At 69.4% G+C, this 21,862-nt stretch carries 21 protein-coding genes; 6 read left to right on the top strand and 15 right to left on the bottom strand.

The annotated features are described in order from the left end of the window. The 5 genes from Q0C41_RS02700 to Q0C41_RS02680 all read right to left on the bottom strand — a co-directional run. A partial coding sequence (locus Q0C41_RS02700; protein ID WP_291980908.1) for a M56 family metallopeptidase occupies positions 1-1,119 on the bottom strand: 1,119 nt, incomplete at its 3' end. Then, entirely contained in the window at positions 1,116-1,505 is a 390-nt protein-coding gene (locus tag Q0C41_RS02695; protein WP_291980907.1) for a BlaI/MecI/CopY family transcriptional regulator, read from the bottom strand. The genes Q0C41_RS02695 and Q0C41_RS02700, both read right to left, overlap by 4 nt. A gap of 116 nt (positions 1,506-1,621) precedes the next feature. After that, positions 1,622-2,083 carry a hypothetical protein gene (locus Q0C41_RS02690; RefSeq protein WP_291980906.1) on the bottom strand — a complete coding sequence of 154 codons (462 nt, stop codon included), beginning with the start codon at positions 2,081-2,083 and terminating at the stop codon, positions 1,622-1,624. 90 nt (positions 2,084-2,173) lie between these two features. After that, complete coding sequence (locus Q0C41_RS02685; RefSeq protein WP_291980905.1) at positions 2,174-2,662, bottom strand: hypothetical protein; 489 nt, start codon at positions 2,660-2,662, stop codon at positions 2,174-2,176. After that, a complete protein-coding gene (locus Q0C41_RS02680) occupies positions 2,662-3,015 on the bottom strand; it encodes a DUF6152 family protein (protein WP_291980904.1) in 354 nt (117 codons plus the stop codon). The genes Q0C41_RS02685 and Q0C41_RS02680 overlap by 1 nt, the downstream gene beginning before the upstream one ends. Before the next feature lie 27 nt (positions 3,016-3,042). On the opposite strand from Q0C41_RS02680, the gene Q0C41_RS02675 reads away from it, so the two are divergent. Then, positions 3,043-5,886, top strand: coding sequence for a glycosyl hydrolase (locus Q0C41_RS02675; RefSeq protein WP_291980903.1), 2,844 nt, complete (start codon positions 3,043-3,045; stop codon positions 5,884-5,886). A 15-nt stretch (positions 5,887-5,901) separates the two neighbouring features. Here the strand turns inward: Q0C41_RS02675 and Q0C41_RS02670 are convergent, their stop codons facing one another. Next, positions 5,902-6,555 carry a DUF1080 domain-containing protein gene (locus tag Q0C41_RS02670; RefSeq protein ID WP_291980902.1) on the bottom strand — a complete coding sequence of 218 codons (654 nt, stop codon included), beginning with the start codon at positions 6,553-6,555 and terminating at the stop codon, positions 5,902-5,904. A 78-nt stretch (positions 6,556-6,633) separates the two neighbouring features. Here Q0C41_RS02670 and Q0C41_RS02665 point away from each other — a divergent pair, with 78 nt between their 5' ends. The 3 genes from Q0C41_RS02665 (at position 6,634) to Q0C41_RS02655 (ending at position 10,232) form a co-directional block, all read left to right on the top strand. After that, positions 6,634-6,930 (top strand): hypothetical protein, encoded by a 297-nt coding sequence (locus Q0C41_RS02665; RefSeq protein WP_291980901.1) that lies wholly within the window; start codon positions 6,634-6,636, stop codon positions 6,928-6,930. A 61-nt stretch (positions 6,931-6,991) separates the two neighbouring features. Then, positions 6,992-8,629, top strand: a complete 1,638-nt coding sequence (locus Q0C41_RS02660) for an ABC-F family ATP-binding cassette domain-containing protein (RefSeq protein ID WP_291980900.1) — start codon at positions 6,992-6,994, stop codon at positions 8,627-8,629. 247 nt (positions 8,630-8,876) lie between these two features. Further along, entirely contained in the window at positions 8,877-10,232 is a 1,356-nt protein-coding gene (locus Q0C41_RS02655) for a Gfo/Idh/MocA family oxidoreductase (protein WP_291980899.1), read from the top strand. A 174-nt stretch (positions 10,233-10,406) separates the two neighbouring features. Here Q0C41_RS02655 and Q0C41_RS02650 read toward each other — a convergent pair whose 3' ends face one another. From Q0C41_RS02650 to Q0C41_RS02635, 4 genes are all read right to left on the bottom strand, one after another. Then, positions 10,407-11,522 (bottom strand): TIM barrel protein, encoded by a 1,116-nt coding sequence (locus Q0C41_RS02650; RefSeq protein ID WP_291980898.1) that lies wholly within the window; start codon positions 11,520-11,522, stop codon positions 10,407-10,409. A gap of 72 nt (positions 11,523-11,594) precedes the next feature. Beyond that, positions 11,595-12,623 carry an L-histidine N(alpha)-methyltransferase gene (gene egtD, locus Q0C41_RS02645; RefSeq protein WP_291980897.1) on the bottom strand — a complete coding sequence of 343 codons (1,029 nt, stop codon included), beginning with the start codon at positions 12,621-12,623 and terminating at the stop codon, positions 11,595-11,597. Continuing rightward, complete coding sequence (locus Q0C41_RS02640; RefSeq protein ID WP_291980896.1) at positions 12,620-13,966, bottom strand: SUMF1/EgtB/PvdO family nonheme iron enzyme; 1,347 nt, start codon at positions 13,964-13,966, stop codon at positions 12,620-12,622. Before Q0C41_RS02640 ends, egtD begins: the two co-directional genes overlap by 4 nt. Before the next feature lie 96 nt (positions 13,967-14,062). Next, positions 14,063-14,566: a hypothetical protein gene (locus tag Q0C41_RS02635; RefSeq protein ID WP_291980895.1), complete on the bottom strand. Its 504-nt coding sequence runs from the start codon at positions 14,564-14,566 to the stop codon at positions 14,063-14,065. A 361-nt stretch (positions 14,567-14,927) separates the two neighbouring features. On the opposite strand from Q0C41_RS02635, the gene Q0C41_RS02630 reads away from it, so the two are divergent. Continuing rightward, the gene (locus tag Q0C41_RS02630) at positions 14,928-15,965 is read left to right on the top strand and encodes a PEGA domain-containing protein (protein WP_291980894.1); all 1,038 of its coding nucleotides are present in this window, start codon (positions 14,928-14,930) and stop codon (positions 15,963-15,965) included. Positions 15,966-15,990: 25 nt separating this feature from the next. Here the strand turns inward: Q0C41_RS02630 and Q0C41_RS02625 are convergent, their stop codons facing one another. Beyond that, a complete protein-coding gene (locus tag Q0C41_RS02625) occupies positions 15,991-16,602 on the bottom strand; it encodes a YdcF family protein (protein ID WP_291980893.1) in 612 nt (203 codons plus the stop codon). 53 nt (positions 16,603-16,655) lie between these two features. Here Q0C41_RS02625 and Q0C41_RS02620 point away from each other — a divergent pair, with 53 nt between their 5' ends. Further along, the gene (locus Q0C41_RS02620; protein WP_291980892.1) at positions 16,656-17,699 is read left to right on the top strand and encodes an SDR family oxidoreductase; all 1,044 of its coding nucleotides are present in this window, start codon (positions 16,656-16,658) and stop codon (positions 17,697-17,699) included. Here the strand turns inward: Q0C41_RS02620 and Q0C41_RS02615 are convergent. The 4 genes from Q0C41_RS02615 to Q0C41_RS02600 are packed head-to-tail and all read right to left on the bottom strand — an operon-like array spanning position 17,696 to position 21,790. Beyond that, complete coding sequence (locus Q0C41_RS02615; RefSeq protein WP_291980891.1) at positions 17,696-18,853, bottom strand: alpha/beta hydrolase-fold protein; 1,158 nt, start codon at positions 18,851-18,853, stop codon at positions 17,696-17,698. The two genes, Q0C41_RS02620 and Q0C41_RS02615, sit on opposite strands and share 4 nt — an antisense overlap. Further along, positions 18,835-19,971 carry an endonuclease/exonuclease/phosphatase family protein gene (locus Q0C41_RS02610; RefSeq protein ID WP_291980890.1) on the bottom strand — a complete coding sequence of 379 codons (1,137 nt, stop codon included), beginning with the start codon at positions 19,969-19,971 and terminating at the stop codon, positions 18,835-18,837. Before Q0C41_RS02610 ends, Q0C41_RS02615 begins: the two co-directional genes overlap by 19 nt. A 13-nt stretch (positions 19,972-19,984) precedes the next feature. After that, positions 19,985-20,455, bottom strand: coding sequence for a GNAT family N-acetyltransferase (locus Q0C41_RS02605; RefSeq protein ID WP_291980889.1), 471 nt, complete (start codon positions 20,453-20,455; stop codon positions 19,985-19,987). 15 nt (positions 20,456-20,470) lie between these two features. Further along, positions 20,471-21,790, bottom strand: coding sequence for a hypothetical protein (locus Q0C41_RS02600; protein ID WP_291980888.1), 1,320 nt, complete (start codon positions 21,788-21,790; stop codon positions 20,471-20,473). Positions 21,791-21,862: the final 72 nt, after the last annotated feature.

Raw genomic sequence — 21,862 nt, 5'->3', positions numbered from 1 at the left:
CGGCAGCGGCGGTACGACCCCGATGGGCTCGGCATGCGTGGCCACGGGCGCGGGGGGCGGCGGCGGCGCGGGCGGCGCGGGCTGCGCAACCAGGGTCAGTGGCACCAACACGGCGGTGGCGCCTGTCATCGCCCACCACCAGCGGGACGCCGGCGTACTGGAACGGTCGAGCATGATCAGTCTCCTCTTCAGCAGGTCGAACGTGGGAGACGAGCCTGCGGCCGCAAGCACGTCGTCTGTGGTGGCCACACCGAGCTTCACGAGCAGTCGGCCGTAGTCAGCCGGGGCGACGTCGAGGGTCTGCAGCACCTCGGCGTCGCAGGCTTCCTCGCGCGCGGCCAGGTACTCACGACCCGCCAGACGCGCCAGGGGATGGAAGAAGAACAGGCGCGACGCGAGCGCCGGCACCCAGCCCCACACCAGGTCGCCGCGGCGTACGTGCGCGAACTCGTGCCCGAGCACCAGGTCGACCTCCGCCCGCGACAGTGCCGACGCGGACGTGGCCGGCAACAGGATGGCGGGCCGGATGACGCCGGTGAGCAGCGGCACCGCGGTCAGCCGTGATGCCAGGACGCGGGGAAGCACCGGGAGCGCGAACAGGCGCGCCACGCGCGCCGCACGACTGACGATGCCGGGCGGTGCGGGGACCGCCTGTCGACGGAGGTGTCGCGCGGCCTGGAAGGCTCGCAGGAGTCCAGCGGCCTGTCGCACGGCCACCACGAGCCACACCACGAGCAGCGCCATGGGCCACAACGAGGCGTACGGGATGGCGACGGGCACGCGGTCAGGCATGGCCGCCGGGCTGCGGAGGGACGCGTCACGTACGAGGTCGTCCGGCGCAGGCAGCACGATCGGGCTCGCGGACGTCGTCGGCGACCACGTTGCCGTCGGGAGCCAAGCGAGCGGCAGCGCGGGCATGCCCAGGAGGCTGAGCATCAGCTTGAGGGAGACCAGCCACCAGAGCCACGCCCGTACGGCCGGTGGGATGGTCGGCAGGCTGCGGCAGAGGCCCCAGACCACCCCGGCGACGACCGTGGCCTCCAGTGAGGCGCGGCCGATCGTGCCCAGCATGGCGAGACTGCCGGCGCGCAGGGCGTCCAGCACCAGGACGAGCGTCATGACGACCGCCTCGCTCGCGTCTGGAGGCGCGCGACCAGCGCTTCGAGTTCGGTCAACTGCTCGGGTGTGACCTCGGCCTCGTCGCTCAGGTAGGCCACGAAGGGGGAGACCGAACCGCCGAGCGTGCGCGACACGAACGCACCGACGGCGTCCTTCAGCAGGGCGTCCTGACCAGCGCCCGTGGTGTAGCGAAATACGCCCTGCACCCGTCTGCGAGACAGATGCCCCTTCTTGCGGAGCCGCTCCATCATCGTCAGCACCGTGGACCGGGCGAGGTCCCTGGGCACGCCGTACTGGTCGGCGACTTCCCCGACGGTGATGGCCGGGTGCTCGGCCAGCCAGGTGAGCAGGGCGAGCTCCTGCTCGCCGGGGCGTTTGGTGATCATCGTCACTCCATCGGTCGCCGTGTGACTACAACTGTAAGCAGTGAAGGCAGTCTGCCACTGACTACAGTTGTCGTCAAGGCTGGATGGGTGGACGAACGCCAGCGCCGCGAAGTTCCCTACTGGTCGTTGCGGGTGAGGTTCTGGCGGGGCACGTCCTCGTAGCCCTGCTCGACGTACCACTGCGCCCAGTACTTCACATCACGCGCGCCGTGCCGCGTGAGGATGTCCATCGCGGCCGCCTTGCGCGGGTCATTCCCCTCGGTGTTGGCGGCCACGACGAAGCCGCCGGCATGGAGCATGGCGCCGGCCAGTTCGTGGAACTTGGAGGTGTCCGACACCAGGTCCTCGAGCTTGCGGAACAGCCGCCCGACGGTGCCGCCCGTATCGCCAGACGGATCGAGCGCCTGCTCGCCGTCGGCGCCCGCGAACAGGTCGATGGCATCCGGCGGGAAGCCGGCCTCCTCGAGATCGCGCACGGCCGAGGTGACGGCGTCGTGGTTGTCGAACAGTCCGGTGACGCGGTGGATGGGGTTGTACTGCACCTGCTCGTCCTGCAGGACGGGATTGACGCGGGCCATGGTCGAGCCTCCATGGGGCCGCGAAGATGCAGCCCTCTCCGCCCTGCTTGCAACGGCCGTTCCGCTCGGCCAGCGTGGTCCGCGGGGTGCTCAGAGATACGCGAGCAGGCGCCCGCAGACGAGGGCGGTCGTCCAGCTGGCGAGGGAGATGATCGCTGTCAGGCGGACGGGGACCGGCGATGGCATGCCGATGTTCCACTCGGCCACCGACGGGAAGAGGCCGCGATGGAAGAGGCTCGCGTTGACGACGCCGAGCGTGATCGCGCCCAGCTTGGCGGCGAAGACCCCCGACAGCAACGTCGTGGCATTGGCGCTGAACAGCAGCAGGCCGGTGACGACCAGCAGGCCGAACCCGAGTCGCGCACAGGGCAGCAGCAGGCGCGCGAGGCCGTCCACGGGAAGGCCGCGCGCCGCCCCGATCAGTCGCAGGTCGAACGCCACCGCCGTCCCGACCAGTACGCCGAGGCCGAGCAGGTGCCCGACCTCGGCTGCCGGATACAGCCACAGCGACGTGCGGATGGCCGTCCCCAGGTCCGAGTGCTCCAGCCAGCGGGCCCAGGGCAGCAGCCACGCGTGCATCAGCGCAACTCGACCGTCTTGCCGTCGATGGTGATGCGCTCGGCGCGCATCTCGTTGGGTTGCTGCTTGTGCTGGTAGCCCAGGACCTTCGCCCTGGTGCCCTTGCGCAGCATGGCTTCCGTGAGTCCTCGTGCGCTCATCCGTGAGGTGGGCGCGAGCACGACATCCCACGTCTTCTCGGCGGTCTCCAGTCGGGCCGTGCCATGGGGATTGCCGTACGACGACTCGACGATCGTGCCGTCGACGGTCAGTGGTCTGTTCTCGTGATAGTTGCTCCAGCCATGGTGGGCGGCCAGAGTGGCGGGGACGATGGCGAGGGCGAGTGCGGTGGACAGGACACGTGACGCGAGCATGGCACCTCCTTTACCGTGTAATCCTCCATGACGATCCAGCAGTGGTCACGGTTTCCCTCGCTCGTGCTGCTGTGCGTGGCCACGATGCTCGGTTGGCTGCAGGCGCAAGCGCCGTCGGTGTCTGCCACCGCGGCCCTGGCCCAGGTGTTCGCGGCACCACCAGACGATGCGCGCGTGCTGATGCGCTGGTGGTGGTTCGGTCCGACGGTCACCCCCGCGGGACTGGACCGCGACCTCGAGGCCATGCACGCGGCCGGGCTGGGCGGCGTGGAAGTGCAGCCGGTGTATCCGCTGACGCTCGAGGGAGACGATGCCGCGACACGTGTCCGCCCCTTCCTCTCGGCACCCTTTCTCGACGCCCTGACGCATGCCCGCGGCACGGCGGCTCGACTCGGGCTGCGCTATGACGTCACGCTGGGCAGCGGCTGGCCGTTCGGCGGCCCGAGCGTGGCGGCCTCCGACGCGGCGGGCGCCCTGCGCATCGTGTCGCTTCCGGTGCCGCGCGGCGCGCGAGTCCTCGGGCTGCCGGCCATCGGCGCGGGGGAGTCGCTGCTGGCCGTCCACCTCACCCCGGGCGAGGGGACACCAGCCACGCCTGAGGCCTTCATGCGCCTCGACAGCTCGACGGTCGCCGACGGGGTGCTGCCGATCACGCCCAGGCTCGACGGGCCAGCGACGGCGTGGGTCTTCATCGCCAGCCGCACCGGCATGATGGTGAAGCGACCGGCGATTGGCGGCGAGGGCTTCGTGCTCGACCACTACGATCGTGGCGCCCTGGACCGGTATCTCCACGCCGTCGGCACGCCGCTGCTCGATGCCTTGGCATCCGCGCGTCCCTACGCCGTGTTCTGCGACAGCCTCGAGGTCTTCGGGTCCGACTGGACGCCCGGCCTGATCGACGCCTTCCGCCGCCGCTACGGCTACGACTTGATGGACCACCTGCCGGCGCTCGTCACGGGGGAGGACGCCGCGAGTCGCGGGGTGCGCCACGACTGGGGACAGCTGTTGACCGAGCGCCTCGAATCCGAGTTCCTGGGGCCACTCCTGCAGTGGGCGCACGAACGTGACACCCGTCTGCGCGCACAGACCTATGGCATCCCGCCGGCGCGTCCCTCGAGTGCCGGACTCATCGACCTGCCCGAAGGCGAGGGGGCCCAGTGGCGCACCATCACCTCGGTGCGCTGGGCGTCCTCGGCCGCCCACGTCTTCGGTCGCGCCGTGACGTCGTCGGAGACCTGGACGTGGCTCCATTCGCCGTCGTTCGCCGCGACGCCGCTCGACATCAAGGTGGAGGCCGATCGTCACTTCCTCCAGGGCGTGACGCAGTTGATCGGGCATGGCTGGCCGAATACGTCGGCTGGCGTCGATTGGCCGGGCGCACGCTTCTACGCGGCGGCCGTTCTGAGTGATGCCAACCCGTGGTGGATCGTGATGCCCGACGTCGCGCGGTACCTCCAGCGGACCAGCGCGATGCTGCGACAGGGGAGTGCCGTCACCGACGTTGCCCTGTACCTGCCGGTGAGCGATGCGTGGTCCCGCATGCGGCCTGGGAAGGTGCACCTGTTCGAGATGCTGCGCGACCACGTCGGCACATCGCTGGTGGGCAGCCTGCTCGACGCTGGCTTCGCGTTCGATGTCGTCGACGATCAGCGGCTGCAGATCGACGCCAGGGTCGATGGCCGTGACCTCGTCATCGGCAAGGGCCGCTACCGCGCGGTCGTCGTCCCTGACGCGGAGATCGTCCCGTCACAGACGATGGACCTGCTGGTGGCGTTCGCCCGCGCCGGCGGCACCGTCATCGCCACGCGCCGGCTGCCGTCGCAGGCCGCGGGCTTTCGGGCGACCACGGAGCAGCACGCCCACGTCGCGAAGGCGGCAGCCACGCTGTTCGAGGGACGCCTGCCGGGTGGCCTCTTCGTGGCCCGCGATGCCGATGTCGGCGCACGGCTGGCGACGCGCCTCATCCCTGACGTGCGTTGGCACGAGGATGCCGCCGCGATGGGATTCGTGCACCGGCGCGTCGGTGAAGCCGACGTGTACTTCGTGGCCAATACGTCGAATCGACCGGTCACCACGAAGGCGTCGTTCCGCGTCGACGCCGCCGCGGAGTTGTGGGATCCGCGTACGGGCGACGTCAGACCGGCCGGCCGGACACGGGAGGGCGGCACCAGCACGATCGATGTCGACCTGCCACCGTACGCCAGCACGTTCTACGTGTTCAGCGGCGCGGCGCCGACCTCCCCGTGGATCGACGCTGCACGGCAATCGCGTGGCGACGCCGGCGTGGCGCTCGGCCCGGGCGTCGAGGGCAGTGCCCACGCGGCGTGTGAGGCACGCGCCGGCGCGCTCGACCTCGCCCAGGGATGGCAGCTCGACGTCCCCGGTATGGGCCTGCGTCCGCTGACGGCGCTGACGTCGTGGCATGACCAGCCGGACTTGCGATTCTTCTCCGGGGTGGCCACCTATCGGCGCGAGGTCGACCTGTCGCCGGCCGTGCCGTCGTCGCCGTGTGGCGTGTGGCTGGACTTCGGCGAGGGGACGCCGCATCCCGAGGAGCCACTCACCAACGGGATGCGTGCCTGGCTCGACGCGCCCCTTCGGGACGGCGCGCGCGTGCTCGTCAACGGGCAGGACGTCGGCGCCGTCTGGGCGCCGCCGTATCGCGTCGATGTGACGAAGGCGCTGCGGCCTGGCCGCAACGCCTTCGAGGTGCGGGTGGGGAACACCGCACTGAACCGCTGGGCGGCTCGACCTCACCCCGACTACCGCCTGCTGCACCTGCGCTACGGCAAGCGCTTCGACCCGCAGGACACCGACAAGATCGTCCCGCAGCCATCGGGGATCATCGGCACGCCGCGGTTGGTGTACTGAGGGAATTCAGGTCAATTACTTGAGCGGCTTCACCATCAGGTTCTTGAAGTGCACGCGACTCTTCGGGTCGTGGCCCTGCAGCGCGAACGTGCCCTTCCCGATGAGTCGCCCGGCCATGTCGGCGGGACGCTGGACACCCGCCGGTTCGGTGTACTCGACCGTGGTCTTGCCGTTGACCTTGATGGTGACCGTCTTGCCCTGCACGATGATGTGCTGGGTGAACCACTCGTTGTCCTTGGCCGGCGCGACGTTCATCACGTTGACGATGTTGTAGAGGCTGCCGGTGCGGATGGGATCGGTGTGCGAGTTGTTGACCTGGACCTCGTACCCCTTCGACGGCCAGCCGCCTTCCTGGTACTCGGTGTGGAAGTACATCCCCGAGTTGGCGCCCGGGAAGGTCATCACGTCGGCCTTCCACTCGAAGTTCGTGAACACGTGGTTCTCGACCGTCCCCTGGTAGTAGAGGTGCGCACGCGGGCCGAAGACCACGATCGCGCCGTCCTGGACGCTGAAGGTCGACGCGTTCTCGCCAACCTTCCAGCCGTCGAGCGACTTGCCGTCGAAGATCGAGATCCAGCCATCCTGCGCCTGCAGGGACGACACGGCTTGGGGAGCGAGGAGCAGGGTGGCGCCGCACAGGGCGGCGAGCAGCGGCAATCGAATACGCATGAGGGCCTCCGAAGGAATTCGAGCGCACTCTACCACCGACGGCAGGAGGCTTGCAGGAGGGGAGAGCGGAGGAATGCCATGCAGCCCAAGGAACACATCGGTCCGTCGGCCAATCTCGAGGACATCGAGCAGTACCAGCGGCAGCGCGCGCCCGAGGAGGACGAGGGCGTCACCTACGACGACGAACTCGACCAGAAGCGGATTCTGGACGAGCTGGTCGTGGAGGCCGACGGCGACGCGCTGCCCATCGATCGGCTGATCGAGCGGGACCGGCCCGAGGATCGCGGCTCCCTGCCCGTGGACGACGAGGCGCGGGGCGAGAAACGCCGCCAGCAGTACGAGGGCGGGGCTGAACTGGTGTCGGAAATCGACTGAGCGGGCGTCAGGGCCGGAAGTCGGGTTCGGGAGTCGGGAGTCGGCGATAATCGGGACGGTCGTGATTACCTTCTCGAAGATCTCGAAGCAATACGGTCGGCAGGTCCTGTTCGTCGACGCGTCGTTCCAGCTCAATCCCGGCGAGCGTGTGGGTCTGGTCGGTCCCAATGGGGCCGGCAAGACCACGCTGTTCCGCATGATCACGGGCGAGGAGACGGCCGACGAGGGCGAGATTGCCGTCCCGAAGCGGCTGACGGTCGGGTATTTCCGGCAGGACGTCGAGGAGATGAGCGGCCGGTCGGTGCTCGACGAGGCGATTGCCGGCAGCGGGCGCGTCGGCGCGCTGCACCACGAACTCGAGGCGCTCCAGCACGCCATGGGCGACCCCGACCAGGCCGGGGACATGGACCGCATCCTCGAGCGGTTCGGCGAGGTGCAGGAGGAGTACGACCACCTCGGCGGCTACGCGCTCGAGGCGCAGGCGCGCGACGTGCTCGAGGGCCTGGGGTTCGAGAGCGACCAGATCGACGGTGACGTCGGCGCCCTGTCGGGCGGCTGGAAGATGCGCGTCGCCATGGCCCGCGTGCTGCTCGGCAAGCCCGACGTCCTGCTGCTCGACGAGCCCACCAACCACCTCGACATCGAGTCCATCCTCTGGCTCGAGCGGTTTTTGAAATCGCTCTCCGGCGCGCTCCTGATGACCTCGCACGATCGCGAGTTCATGAATCGCGTCGTGACGAAGATCGCCGAGATCGACAGCGGCGAAATCACGGTCTACTCGGGCAACTACGAGTTCTACGAGCGGGAGCGGGCCCAGCGCGACGCCAATCGCGAGGCGGCCTACGCCCGCCAGCAGGCCATGCTCGCCAAGGAGCAGCGCTTCATCGAGCGCTTCTCGGCGCATGCGGCCAAGGCGGCGCAGGTCCAGAGCCGCGTCAAGGCCCTCGACAAGATCGAGAAGGTCGAGCTGCCGAAGAAGCGCAAGGTGGTGCAGTTCAAGTTCCGGCAGCCGCCCCGCTCGGGCGACAAGGTCGCCGTCCTGGACGGCGTGACCAAGGCCTACGGGACGCGCGTCGTGCACGACGGCCTGACGATGAACATCCAGCGCGGCGAGCGCTGGTGCGTCATGGGCCGGAACGGGGCCGGCAAGTCGACGCTGCTCAAGATGATCGCGGGTGCGCTGACGCCGGATGCCGGACAGGTGACCCTCGGGGCCAGCCTGCAGATGGGCTACTTCGCGCAGCAGTCGCTGCAACTGCTCGATGCCGACCTGACGGTCGAGGAGCAGTTCCAGAAGGACTTCCCGCAGGAGAACGTCGGTGTGCTGCGCAACCTGCTCGGCGCCTTCCAGTTCTCGGGCGACGACGTCGACAAGCCGATTCGGGCGCTCTCGGGCGGCGAGCGCACGCGGCTGGTCATGGCGCGGATGCTGCTGTATCCCCCCAACTTCCTGGTGCTCGACGAGCCGACCAACCATCTCGACCTGGCGACCAAGGAGATGCTGGTCGAGGCCCTCGCGGACTTCGAGGGCACGATGATCTTCGTCTCGCACGACCGCATGTTCCTGCGCGGCCTGAGCAATCGGGTCCTCGAACTCGGCGGCGAGACGGGGCGCGAGAAGGAGCCGCACCTCTTCCTCGGTTCGTACCCGGAGTACGTCGAGCGGACCGGGCACGAGGCGCCAGGCGTGCACAACTGAATTGAGACAGGCCGGAAGGCACGCATCGACAATTCAGAGTGCAGAATGCAGCGCGGGGCGGGCAGCACCTTGCGCCGCGGCAGTCGGGCCACTGCCTGTGTTCAACGCAGGAGTCGCACGCTGCTCGGAGCGACCCCGATTTCTTGCGAGCGCGTCGAGCGGCACTTCATTGTGAATCGTGAATGTCAGCGAAGTCCGCCTGAATTGCGGCTTGCAATCCGGCACGATTCGACTTACAACGCGCCCTATGCATCGTCGCGACTTCCTGAAGCAGGGGGGCTCCGCGCTCGCCCTGGCCGCGTTGCCCCTGCCGGTCACGCTGGCGGCCCGGGCCCAGCCCAGGCCGCCGCGGGTCGGGCTGATCGGCAGCGGGTGGTACGGCAAGGCCGACCTCCTGCGCCTGATCCAGGTCGCGCCCGTCGACGTGGTCTCGATCTGTGACGTCGATTCGCAGATGCTGTCCAGCGCCGCCGAGCTCATCGCCTCGCGGCAGGTGTCCAGGAAGGCCCCGCGCACGTACCGCGACTACCGCGAGATGCTGAAGGAGCGCGATCTCGACATCGTCCTCATCGGCACGCCCGACCACTGGCATGCGCTGCCAGCCATCGCCGCGATGCAGGCCGGTGCGCACCTGTATCTGCAGAAGCCGGTCGGCGTCGACATCGTCGAAGGGCAGGCGCTGCTGGCCGCGGCACGCAAGTACAGACGCGTCGTGCAGGTCGGCACGCAGCGGCGCAGCACGCCGCACCTGATCAACGCGAGGAACCGCGTGATCAAGGAGGGCCTGCTGGGCAAGGTCGGGTACGTCGAGATCTACTGCTACTACCACATGCGGACGCGAGAGAATCCGCCAGACACCACGCCGCCGGCCACCCTCGACTACGAGATGTGGACGGGGCCGGCACCGATGCGGCCGTACAACAAGCTGGTGCACCCGCGCAGCTGGCGCGCCTTCATGGAGTACGGCAACGGCATCGTCGGCGACATGTGCATCCACATGCTGGACATGGTGCGGTGGCTGCTCGACCTCGGCATGCCGACGCGCGTCAGTTCGTCGGGTGGCATCCTCGTGCAGAAGGACAGCAAGGCCAACACCAGCGACACCCAGACGGCGACCTTCGATTTCGATCACCTGCCGGTGGTGTGGACGCATCGCACCTACGGGGATGCCCCGGACCCGAAGTACCCGTGGGGCGCGACGATCTACGGCGACAAGGGCACGCTGAAGGCCAGCGTCATGAGCTGGGACTTCATCCCGCGCGGCGAGGGCACGCCGCTGCACGAGGACGTGACCTACGAGTTCGAGCAGTATCCGGAGGATCGCACCGAGAAGGACCTCGAGCGGCATGTCGCGCCCGCCATCCGCGGGCACATGAAGGACCTGCTGGCCTGCATCGAGAACGGCCAGCGTCCGGTGGCCGACATCGAGGAGGGCCACATCTCGACGTCGGCCTGTATCCTCGCCAACCAGTCGATGGCCCTCGGCCGCTCCCTGACCTGGGACGCGGCCGCGGGGAAGGTGGCCAACGACGACGAGGCGAACCGGCACCTGGCGCGCCCCTATCGCGCCCCCTGGGTCCACCCGCAGGCGGGGACCGTCTAGGCAAGGGACAAGCGACAAGGGGAGGAGTCACAAGGGGTACAAGGGACCAGGGACAAGGAGTTCAGGGACGAGGGACAAGGATTCAAGGGACACACCTCTTGTCTCTTGCCTCTTGTTCCTGCCTTCTTGTCGCTTGTCTCCCTGGTGACGTGTCCCTTCTCCCTTGTCCCTTGACTAGAGTGCCGCCAGCACGTCCTTCATGAGGCGCGTGGCGCCTTCGACGCCGTCCCAGGGGCCGGCCTCGTACTCGAGGGCGATGGCGCCCTTGTAGCCGGCACTGTTGAGGATGCGGACGCAGCGCGCGATGTCGAGCGTGTCCCAGCGGCTCCAGTACTTGGCGTGCACGGTGGTGTGGGTGTACGGCATCAGGGCGTGCAGGCCGTGATGCAGCATGTACTCGTGCTCCCAGTTGCCGAAGTCGGGCGAGGCCTCGCAGTAGGGGTGATTGACCTCGTCGAAGATGATCCGCATGTTCATCGGGTCGGCACTGATGCCCCAGTGGTTCTCGATCGTCACCTTGACGCCGACCTTGCCGCCGTAGTCGGCCATTTCCTTGAACGACTCGATGGCGTTGCGCAGGTACTTCACCACTTCGTCGTTACGCGGGAACCCGGTGGTGTTGGTCGCGCCCGGGGCGATGTCTGGACCGCCGGTGTTGACGCGCATCGACTTGGCGCCGAGCGTCGCACAGGCGTCGAGCCAGATCTTGGCGATGGCGATGCCCTCGCGGCGCAGAGCGGGATCGAGGTGCGAGATGTTGCGCGGCGCGTTGTTGGACACGTGATGGCACGCCACGCCGGTCGTGACCAGCCGTGACGCGAAGGTGTCGAGCCATCGCTTCGACGCGGTCGTCGACGGATCGAACTCGTACCAGTCCCCCGGCCCGTACTCACGGGTCGTCTTGCGATACATGGCGTCATCGCTGACGTCGCCGAAGAGCGCCGACCACAGGTCCATCTTCCGCACGCCCGGGAAGGTGTCGATGGTGAACTGTGGAAAGTCCAGCATCGTGATCTCGCGATACTTCTTCTTCATCGCGAGGGCCGTCTGCACCTGCTCGGGCGTGGCCGTCGGATCGGGCCGCCGCTTGAACAGGTCGCGAATGGGATAGGTGTTGGACGCGAGTCGCGTCACCTTCTCGGCGTCGGTGAGCGGGCGTGGATCGGCGCTGGCCGGCGCCGAGGGAAGGACGAGGCTGGCGCCGGCGGCAAGCGCGGCGCCCTTCAGGAACGACCGGCGACCGGCGTCAGTGTGGTCGGGCGGCGGGGGAGGCACAGGCGGATGAGACATGCCTGACCCTACGACGACCGAGGCGGATGTGCTGCCGTCGGCCCCTCCGCGTGTCCCGAGCGCCCGCTCACGTCACCGTGCGGCGGCGAGCGTGAGCAGGAAGCCGGCCTCGTCGTCGCGCCATGAGCCGGCCGGCACGAAGCCCGCGTTCCACAGCGTCTCGACGAACTGCGCGGGTTCGTACTTGTAGGAGCTCTCGGTCCAGATCGTCTCACCAGCCTGGAAGTCGATCGTCAGACCGGCCCCCGGCAGATGCACGCGTTGCAGCGCCAGGCTCACGAGGTGCATCTCCATGCGCTGCGCTGCAGGATTCCAGCGCGCATCGTGGGCGAATCGCTCGAGATCGAAGTCGCCGCCGAGTTCGCGATTGAGACGCACCAGCAGGTTGCTGTTGAAGGCGGCGGTGACGCCGAGCGGGTCGTCGTACGCCAGCTGCAACTGCGCCGTCGGCTTGACCAGATCGGCGCCGATCAGCAGCGTGTCTCCCCGCTGCATGACGCGCCGGATGTCGGCCAGCAGCGCAGCGGCCTCCGGCGGATCGAAGTTGCCGATGTTGGAGCCGAGGAACGCGACCAGCAGGGTCTCGCCGGGCTGTCGGGTCGCCACCACGTCGCGCAGGCCGACCTCATAGCGCGCGACGTGGGTCCGGATGGCCAGACCGGGTAGGCGTCGCAATCGCGCCGACGCCACGTCGAGCGCGGTGGCCGACACGTCCACCAGGTGCACGTCGACGGGGCGCTCCCGGGCCTCGACGTCGTGCAGCAGCGTCGCGAGCTTCTCGCCGTTGCCGGGGCCGAGTTCGACCACGCGCGGATGCCGCCCCGCGGCCTCGAGAATCGAACGCCCATGCTGGCGCAGCAGCGCCGTCTCGGCGCGGGTGATCGGATACCAGGGCAGGTGGCAGATCGCATCGAACAGCGAGGAGCCCAGGGCATCGTACAGGGCGTGCGCCGGCAGGCGGCGCGGTCGCTCGCGCAAGGACGCACCGACCTCCTCGGCAAACGACCGCGGTGCCGTCGGCACACGCAGGCCAGTGGACGTCGGTGCCTGCTGCGCGCCTGTCGAAGGAGCCGCGACCAGACGGATGGGGGCGGGACTCATGCCGTCACCTCCACGGTGCGGAACGTGGCGTACACATACGGATACCGTGGACGGAACCAGTTGCGGAAGCTCGGGCGCAGCAGTTCGCGCGCGGTCGCCGGCGATCCCCCCTTGAGCACGAAGTGCGACCCGTCGAAGAAATCGGCGGAGTACTCGGGATATGACGCAATCGGTGTGAAGCCGGGAAAGCCGTCGAACACCGTGGTGGTCCATTCCCAGCCGTTGCCCACCAGATCGTGGACGCCCCAGGCCGACTGGCCGTCGGGATGCGTGCCCACGGGTGCCGGCTCCCAGCTCGAGAAGTCGAACACGCCATGCGCGGCCGTGGCCGGCGCCGCGCCCCACGGATGCGGTCGCGGTGCGTCGTCGGGACTGCCGAACGCCGCCCGCTGATACTCGGCCTCGGTGGGCAGGCGTCGCCGGGTCCAGCGCGCGTAGGCCGACGCCTCGGCCTGGCTCACGTACACCGGCCATGCGAGCGGCAAGGCAATGTCCTCGAACATGCCGCGCCAGCACCATTCGCCCTCACGCCGCGTCCAGAAGGTCGGATGCGCGAGCTGGTCGGCCTGCACCCAGGCCCAGTCCTGAGGCGACCACCACTGCGGGTCGCGGTAGCCCCCGGCCTCGACGAACGCGAGGAAGTCGCCGTTGGTCACGTTGAGGCGCTGGATGCGGAACGACTCCACCTCGACCACGGGGCCGGGGAACTCGTTGTCCCAGCCGAACGGGATGTCGCCTCGACGCGCGCCGAGGGCCGCCATCCCGGCAGGAATGCGCACATCGCCCTGCGCGACGGCACCCGGCCTGAGATGCAGGGTGTAGTCGGCGGGCGCACGCTTGGCCGCATGCGGCAACCGGTGCCACATGTACAGCAGCGTCTCCTGATGCATGGCCTCGTGCTCGAGGATCGCGTAGACGGCCTCGGCGCGGTCGAGCAGCGGATGACCCGGCTGATCGAGGTCCGCGTCGGCCAGCGCGTCGATGACCCGATCATCGGCCGCTCGCACGAAGGCGCGCACGGCCTCCGGATCCGGCCAGGTGAACGCGGCTGCATCATGGCCGTCCTCATCAGGGTCGATCCCGCGAGCGAACAGCCGCTCGAGCGCCTCGTCGACACCGGGACGACCCAGCCCCCGCTTCACCAGCGTGTTGAGGCTGAAGCCCGGCAGATGACCGACGTAGAACACGATCGGGTGCCGCTGCGCGATGGGCTGCGCATACAGGGTGTCCGGTGTCAGGACATCGAACAACGCCTGCGTGCGAGCGCGATTGCGGCGGTACCAGTCCAGCGCGTGCTCTCGGGCGATGCCGCGGACGGGGGTGTTCTGCAGGGTGGTAGACATGGCTGAAGTCCGAGGCACGTCTCAGTGAGACTCCTGTCGGCGTCGACAGGATGCGTGCCTCCCGACTTCACCTATACAAGGGGCGCGCCAGACCGGTCAGTCGGATCGGCCACGGCGGCGTCCCCGCGTCGGACGCACATCCGGCTCGAGCGCCGTCTCGTCTTCCCCCATGACCTTGAACGAGCGGGTCACGCGCGAGCGGATGCCGGACGACCCTTCCAGTGTCGCAACGATCTGATAGTCGCCAGCGGGCAACTGATGCACCGCGAAGGTGTGGGCCCGCGCCCCTTCCACGCCGTCGAGCTGTCGCTCGGTACTGGCATAGAAGGTCGGCGCGTCGACCGACAGTTGCAATCGTCGGTTGCCGGCATCCGGCGTGACGCGGACGATGACGCGAAGGTCGGCGCCGGCGAAGGCGACGACGGGGGAGAACGTGACCGACTGGATCAGCTTGCTGTCCGTCGTTTCCGGAACGACGGGGGCGGCCACCGGATCGACCGGTGCCGAGGCCGGCGCCTGGGCGAGCGCCGACAACGGGATGCCGAGGAACAGGACAAGCACGACCAGCGGCCGCATCAACGCCGAAATGCGTGTACCCATCACACACCATCCCGTGAACGCGTGGACGCAGGGGCCTGCGCCGCACGCTCCCCGGGCGCGCGGAACAGACAGCTGAGCGGAAGGACAGAACGTACTGCGATCATCGCGTCGCCGCAAGAGGATTTCCGGGAGCGGCGGTCGCTGCCGCCGGCGCGGCCCAGCGTCGCCCGCTGGTGACAGGACGTTGTCGGCGCGGGGTGACGGGCCGATTCCTGAGGCCGATGTGTCAGTGACCGGGGACAGTCCAGCTGGTATCCATCTTGCTCTCTCGAGAGCAGACGTCCTTTCCTTGGAGCACCCAGTGAGACACCTCGTACGAAGCCTGGCAGTAGCAACGGCGGTCCTCACGGCCTCCGCGTTCGTGCCCGACCTTGCCCATGCGCAGCGTGGCGGCCGTGGCGGCGGCGGTGGCGGTCAGCGTGGCGGTGGGGCGACCGTCCGGTCAGCGCCCGTCGGTCGTGCCGTGCCGCGAGGCGGGCAGCCCGTGTACCGAGGCGGCGCCTACCGTGGCGGCTATCGCGGCGTGTACCGCGGCGCCTACGGCGTGCGTCCCGTGTACTGGGGAGGCCTCGGGCTCGGCTACGGCTGGGGCGGCTGGGGCGGGTGGGGTGGTGGCTGGGGCGGCTGGGGGGCCTGGGGCCCGGGGTGGTGGGGCCCCGGCTTCGCCAGCAGCATGTGGTGGCCCGGGTTCGGCTGGTGGGGCGGGCCAGCCCTCTACGCGCCGCCCTTCGCGGCGTGGGGGATCACCAGTGACGCGCGTTTCCTCGTCACACCGCGCTCGGCAGAGGTGTACGTCGACGGCGCCCTCGCCGGCATCGTCGACCAGTACGACGGCGTCTTCCAGAGCCTGACCCTGGCGCCTGGCACCCATCGCATCTCGCTGTATCTCGAGGGGCATCGCCGGCACGACGCGAACGTCTACGTCGCACCGGGCTCCACCCTGAAGCTGCGACACACGATGGAGCCGCTGGCCGCGGGCGCTCCGCAGGACGAACGCCCGATGCCGCCGCCGCGCGCGCAGCAGACGGCCGTGTCGGCCGACGCCGATCCGGGCGCCATGCCGCAGGGGACAGAACCTCAGGGCCTGGCCCCTGGCGCACCTGAGGCACCCCGCCAGCCGCGTGAGCCGCGTGAGCCACGTGAGCCACGCAGCATCGCGGGTGAGGCCGGCCTGCTGGTCATTCGCGTCCAGCCCGTCGACGCCGAGGTCTTCATCGATGGCCAGCGGTGGCAGACGCCCGACGACAGCCGTCCGCTCGAGGTGCGTGTGCCGCCCGGTCGCGTGCGCGTCGAGGTTCGCAAGCCTGGCTTCGCGCCGTTCTCGACCGACGTCACCGTGCAGCCAGGGCAGGTGACACCGCTCAACGTGAGCCTGCCCTCACGAGGCGAGCAGCTCTAGCGCCGTCGCGGCCTCGCGTGGTGGCTCAGCGGCGCCAGAGGTAGGGCAGCAGCCGATACCGGAAGAGGCGCGTGACCGTGTGAGCGGTCATGCGCCATCCCTGTCGTGACAGCCACCACGTCGATCGGTGCCAGCGCGGGCCCGACGACGCGTGGCAGTTGTAGAGGGTGACGCCCTTGCCGAGCCACGCCCTCCGCGTGGTGAGGTGGGCCCGCAGGCCCTCGAAATCCGACATCACGAGCACGACCCGACGCCAGCCGTGTTGCTCGAGCAGCGGCCACGAGAACGCGGCATTCTCGGCCGTGTTCGTCGCGCCATTTTCGAGATGGATGCGATCGGCGGCCACCCCTCGTTCCAGCAACCACGCGCGAAACCACTCCGCTTCGGTGTGCGGCGTGCCCGGCACCGGCACGCCACCGCTCACGATCAGATGCGGCGCCAGGCCCCGTTGGTGAAGCGCCAGCGCCGTCTGCAATCGGGCCTCGGCCTTCCATCGCTCGCCGCAGCCGAACACCAGCGCCACATCTGCAGCGGTCGCAGGCGGCTGACGCAGATCGAGGCACCAGCCGACCGCGAGGCACGTGAAGACGACGACGAGAATCGGGAGCAGCAGCAGGAGAAGGAGGGACGCGTCCACGGAAGAGCCATCGCACGATATCACTGGCGGGCCCTTTGCTTTCATGCACGGTCATGCCTCACACGTCCTCCTCCTCGGAACGTTCGCACGCGGCCTGGGTCGCGCTCGGCGGTCTCGCTGCGCTCGGTGCCGCGGCCTGGCTCGATCGTCGCGACCGTCGCTACGACCTGCATGGCCGGACGGTGCTCATCACGGGCGGCGTGCGGGGCCTGGGGTTGCTGCTGGCGCGTGAGTTCGGACGGCGAGGGGCGCGTCTGGTGGTGGTGGCACGGACGCCGTCGGACGTGGTCCGTGCCGAGGCCGACCTGCGGGGCGCCGGCCACGACGTCCTGGCCGAATGTTGCGATGTCCGCGACCCGCGCGCCGTCGCCGACCTCGTGCAATCGATCACGGGTCGGACGGGCCGACTCGATGTCGTCGTCAACAACGCGGGCGTCATTCAAGCCGCGCCCTTCGACGATGCCCAGCTGGAGGATTTCCAGGAGTCGCTCGACACGCACTTCTGGGGGCCCCTGTATCTCATCCGAGAGGCGCTGCCGCATCTGCGGCGCGCGCCAGGCGGGGCGCGCGTGTTGAACATCTCGTCGTTTGGCGGCCGTGTGGGCGTGCCGCATCTGGCCGCATATGCGTCGGGCAAGTTCGCCCTGGTCGGCCTGTCGGAGACCCTGCGCGCCGAGCTGGTCGCCGACAACGTCCTCGTGACGACGGCGACGCCAGGGCTGATGCGGACCGGGTCGCACGGCAGGATCCTCGTGCGCGGTCAGCACGCGAAGGAGACGCTGTGGTTCGGCGCGGGTGTCGCGACTCCCCTGACCTCGATGTCGGGCCCGCGTGCAGCCCGCCAGCTGGTCGACGCCTGCGTCGCCGGGCGCGCGCACGCCACGCCGGGCCTGCAGTTCCGCCTGGCTGAAGTGCTCGACGTCCTCACTCCGCGGATGACCGCGGCGGTCAAGGCCCTGCTGGCCAGTCATGTGCTGCCGTCAGCCGTCGGCACCGCTCACGGGCGGATCCGTCGACGGACGTCCGATGTCGGTTTTGGCTGGCTCACACCGTTCCTGCCCAACGGCGCGGCCGCGGCCAACAACGAGCTCGGCTAGCGGAACAGCTTCGGCGTGAAGGCGGCGAGGTTGCGGCGCCAGACCGTCCAGGTGTGTGCGCCGGGCATCTCGATGGCCTCGTGCGGCACACCGCGGTCCGTCAGGAAGGCGCGCACCTGGCGGTTGGCCTCGATGAGCCGGTCCTCGGTGCCACACGAAATCCACAGCAGCTGCAGACGCTTGCCCTCCGCCGCGGTGAGCGCGGGGAAGGTCTGTGGGAAGGTCGCGGGGTCGCCGAGTCCGCCGGAGCTGAAGGCCCCGACCCAGGCGAAGCGATCGATGGCGTTGAGGCCGACGAAGAGACTCTCGGCGCCGCCCATCGACAACCCGGCGATGGCGCGACGCTCGCGGCGCGGGTCGGCGTGGTACTCGCGTTCGATGGCCGGGATGACCTCGGCAAACAGCGCGTCGCGATAGCCGACCATGTTCTTCTGGCCAAGCTGTGGCGGCCGCGGGCCGCGCGTCACGATCTCCGGGGCCCCGTAGCCGAGTGTCATCACCACGAGCATCGGCACCACCTTCTTCGCGGCAATCAGGTTGTCGAGGATGACGTGCGCCTGTCCCACCGATGTCCAGCCGCTCGCATCGTCACTGAATCCGTGGAGCAGGTAGAGCACCGGGTACTTCTCGCGGCGCTGCGGGTCGTAGCCAGCGGGGGTGTAGACGTAGTAGTCCCGGTGATCGCCGATGCGGGCCGACTTGTAGAAGTGGCGGCGGAGCTGTCCGCGAGGGACGTCGGTCACGTCCCACGGCAACACGTCCGGCCCGGTCGTCGGGCCTGGCACCCGCACCATGTTCGACATGTTCAGCAGGTTGGGCGCGACCCACGGGTTGAGCGGGTCGAGCAGCGAGACGCCATCGACGTTGAACGTGTACTGGTAGATGTCGGGCGCCAGCGCCGTCGTCGTCGCGGACCACAGGCCCTGGTCGTCCCGGGTCATCACCAGGCGGTCCGATCCGGCACGGGCCACCGCGACCTCCCGTGCGTGCGGCGCCTTCACCCGGAAGGTCACGCGGCCGTCGGCATGCACCTCGGGGGAGGGGAGTGGCGGTGCGGGCGCCTGGGCGAAGAGCGGAGGCGAGCAGAGCACCAGGGCCGCCACCAGGCCGGCCAGCGTGATGCGAGCGTCGTGCGTCAGGTGCAGTCCTGGCATGTCGTCACTCCTTCGTGCGCGTGCGTCCGTGGCGGGCGTGACTCGGCGGGCCCGAGATCGAGCGTCGCCACCACGGGATAGTGATCGGAACCGAACATGGACTCCAGTCGGCGGTGCGTCGCGCGAATGTGGTCTGGCAGACGAGGGAACAGGTAGTCCAGCCGCCAGTCCCTGACGCCGATGGTGGGGCGCGCATCCTCCGAGGGCCACGACATGAACTCGTCGCGGAGCAGCGTCATCGTCTCCTCGTCAGGACCGAGCCAGGTGTTGAAGTCGCCACCGATCACGGTCGGCAGCGGCGACGGCGCTCGCTGGGTCGGCGACAGCGCCAGCGCCTCGAGCAGGGCCTCGGTCTGGCGCGTGCGCGAGGCACCGGCCCTGGCCCAGAATCGTCGGGCGCCCGAACGGTTTTCGAGATGGACGCTCACCACGCGCAGCTGCCAGGGGGCGCCGTCGGGATCCGTGCCCTCCACCACCCCTGAGAGCGCGACCCGTCGCTGACGTTCGACGGGCAGCTCGATGGCCTCGAGGTGGCTGAGTGGCAGCGTCGACAGGATGGCGACGCCCCGATCCGCCGCCGCCGCGCCCTGCGGTGCCAGGCGGTTGCGCCGGCCAGGCAGATACGCGAAGTGCCATCCGAGGCGGCCCACGAGCGACGGGATGTCCTGCACGCCCGTCTGCGACGTCCGGCGTGAGTTCGGCACCGATCCGACCCCGAGCGCCCTGACCACTTCCTGCAGCAGGATGACCACCGCGTCGGGCGCGCCCGTCTCGGGCGTGCCGCGCCACAGGGTCTCGACGAACTCGAGGAGGTCACCCCGGCCGTCGTGCATGTTCCAGGTGGCGACCACCACACGACGGACCGCGGGGGCCTGCGGTGGCCGTGGCCCAGGGGCCTGCACCAGCACCCGCCCGACCTGGGCGCAGCGCTCGTCGAGCGCGCGCCGCTCACCGCCATCGTCTGGCTGGAACCACGCCACGACCGGCGGCGGATGGCTCCCGCTCGCGTCCCGGCACGCGACCACGGGTTCCGGCGCGAGCGTCATGCGCACCGACCGGGCGCAGCCCGACGCCGCGAGACACGCCACCAGGCCCGCGATGAGTGCGCGTGTCGTCATCGGACCGCTCGTGTCACAACTCCCGCGTCATCTCGATCATCGTGCGGCGAAACCGGGACCGCTCGAACAGTCGTTGCGCGCCCGCGTTCCGCTCGGCCGTCCACAAGACGACGCGGGGCATGCCGCGCGCGCGCAACCAATCGATCGCGGCCTCGAGCAGCGCACTCCCGGCGCCCGCACCACGCGCCTCCGGGTCCACCACGAGGTCGTGGACGAACCCCGCTTCGTCACGCAGTTCCTTCCACGACAGCGGCTCGACGCCGGCGTAGACGTAGCCGATCACGCGCCCCTCCTGCTCGGCCACGAAGACCACGGAGTCCGGGTGACTCATCTGCTCGCCGAGGAACCAGGCATACCCGCGCGCCGGGTCGTCGCCGGGGGCCAGGAACCGCTGGCGGTCGAAGTCGTGGTGGACGCGCATCAGCAACGCGCCGAGACGGCCCAGCGCGGGGAGATCGGTGCGAGCCGCAGGCCGGACCAGCATGGCGAACCGGCGGGCCTAGACCCGCGGCGGGACGGCGGGCGCGTCGGCCGCCGCCGCCAGGTGCTCCTGCCGCTTGCCCAGCCAGAAGGCGTTCAGCAGCCACACGGCCGACACCGGCACGGCGGCCCAGGCAATCCCGGACAGCGTCAGGCCGAACCAGCCCAGCGCCGCGTACGACCAGGCGCCGACCTGGTCGCCGAGCCGATAGACGACCGTGTCGATGAAGTTCTTGGCCTTGTACTTGTCCTCGCGCGGCAGCACGGTGAAGAGCACCTCGCGCGTCGGTCGCGCGATGGCGAAGTTGCCGGCGCGGCGCGCGACCTGCAGCACGACGATGGCCGCGATGGTGGGCGTGGTGCCCAGCCACGCAAAGCCGACGACGCTGAGCAGCGGCAGAATCGAGAGCGTCAGGGCCACGCCGAGCGCCTTGAGGATGCGGCTCGTGAGGAACACCTGCGTGAACAGCGTCAGGGCGTTGACGATGAGGTCGATCTGGGCGAAGAACCCGGTACGGGCGGCCCGATCGGTGAAGGCCTTGGCGGCGATGTCGGCCTGCTGGAAGTACAGCAGCGTGGCCGTGATCGTGAACAACAGCATGTAGATGCTGACGTTGAGCAGGTACGGGCTGCTGATGGCCCGCGACAGCCCGGCGAGCATGCCTCCGCCGATCGGTGAGGCTTCGGCGGCGTCCGTCGTCTCGACGCCCGTCTTCGTCTTGAGCGCGGTGGCGATGCCCGAGAGCCGTCGCATCGCGAAGACGGCGACCTCGAGCAGGACCACCGAGACGAGCAGCAGCGGCGTGGCGCCCAGCACCGAGACCAGCGAGGCCGTGATGGCCGAGCCGCTCATCGCCCCGACCGTGGCGCCGGCCGCGATGAACCCGAACAGCCGCTTGCCCTGCTCCCGGCTGAAGACGTCGACGATGAAGGCCCAGAACACGGAGACGACGAACAGGTTGAAGACCGAGGTCCAGACGAAGAAGACGCGGCCGATCCAGATCTGCTGGGCCGCGCCGGTCACGAGGAGCAGCCCGAAGAACACCAGCAGGTTCGCCTCGAAGAAGCGGTAGGTGTAGGTGATGAACGTCAGGCGCGGCAGCCGGGAGACGAGGGCGGCATACGGTGGATTGGCCAGGGCCATGCACAGCAGCGTGCCGGTGAACAGCCAGGGCAGGTTGTCGACGCCGCCGGCCACGCCCATGTCGTCCCGGATCGGGCGGAGGACGTAGTAGGCGCAGAGGACGCAGAAGTAGAACAGCGATGCCCAGAGCAGCGCTGCCACCTCCCCGGGGCGGACATCGATGAGGCGCCGCAAGGGGCCGGACTGGTCGGACATGATGCCGTAGTGTAACGACAGCAGGCCCCAGCCGCGTTTCAGGCAGCGTCCGGCGGACCGCGCCCTTACGGC

Source organism: Luteitalea sp. (assembly GCF_022842525.1).
In the GTDB taxonomy this organism is placed as follows: Bacteria; Acidobacteriota; Vicinamibacteria; order Vicinamibacterales; family Vicinamibacteraceae; genus Luteitalea.
Note: the sequence above shows the minus strand (reverse complement) of the source record. Positions and strands in the feature narration are given on the sequence as shown.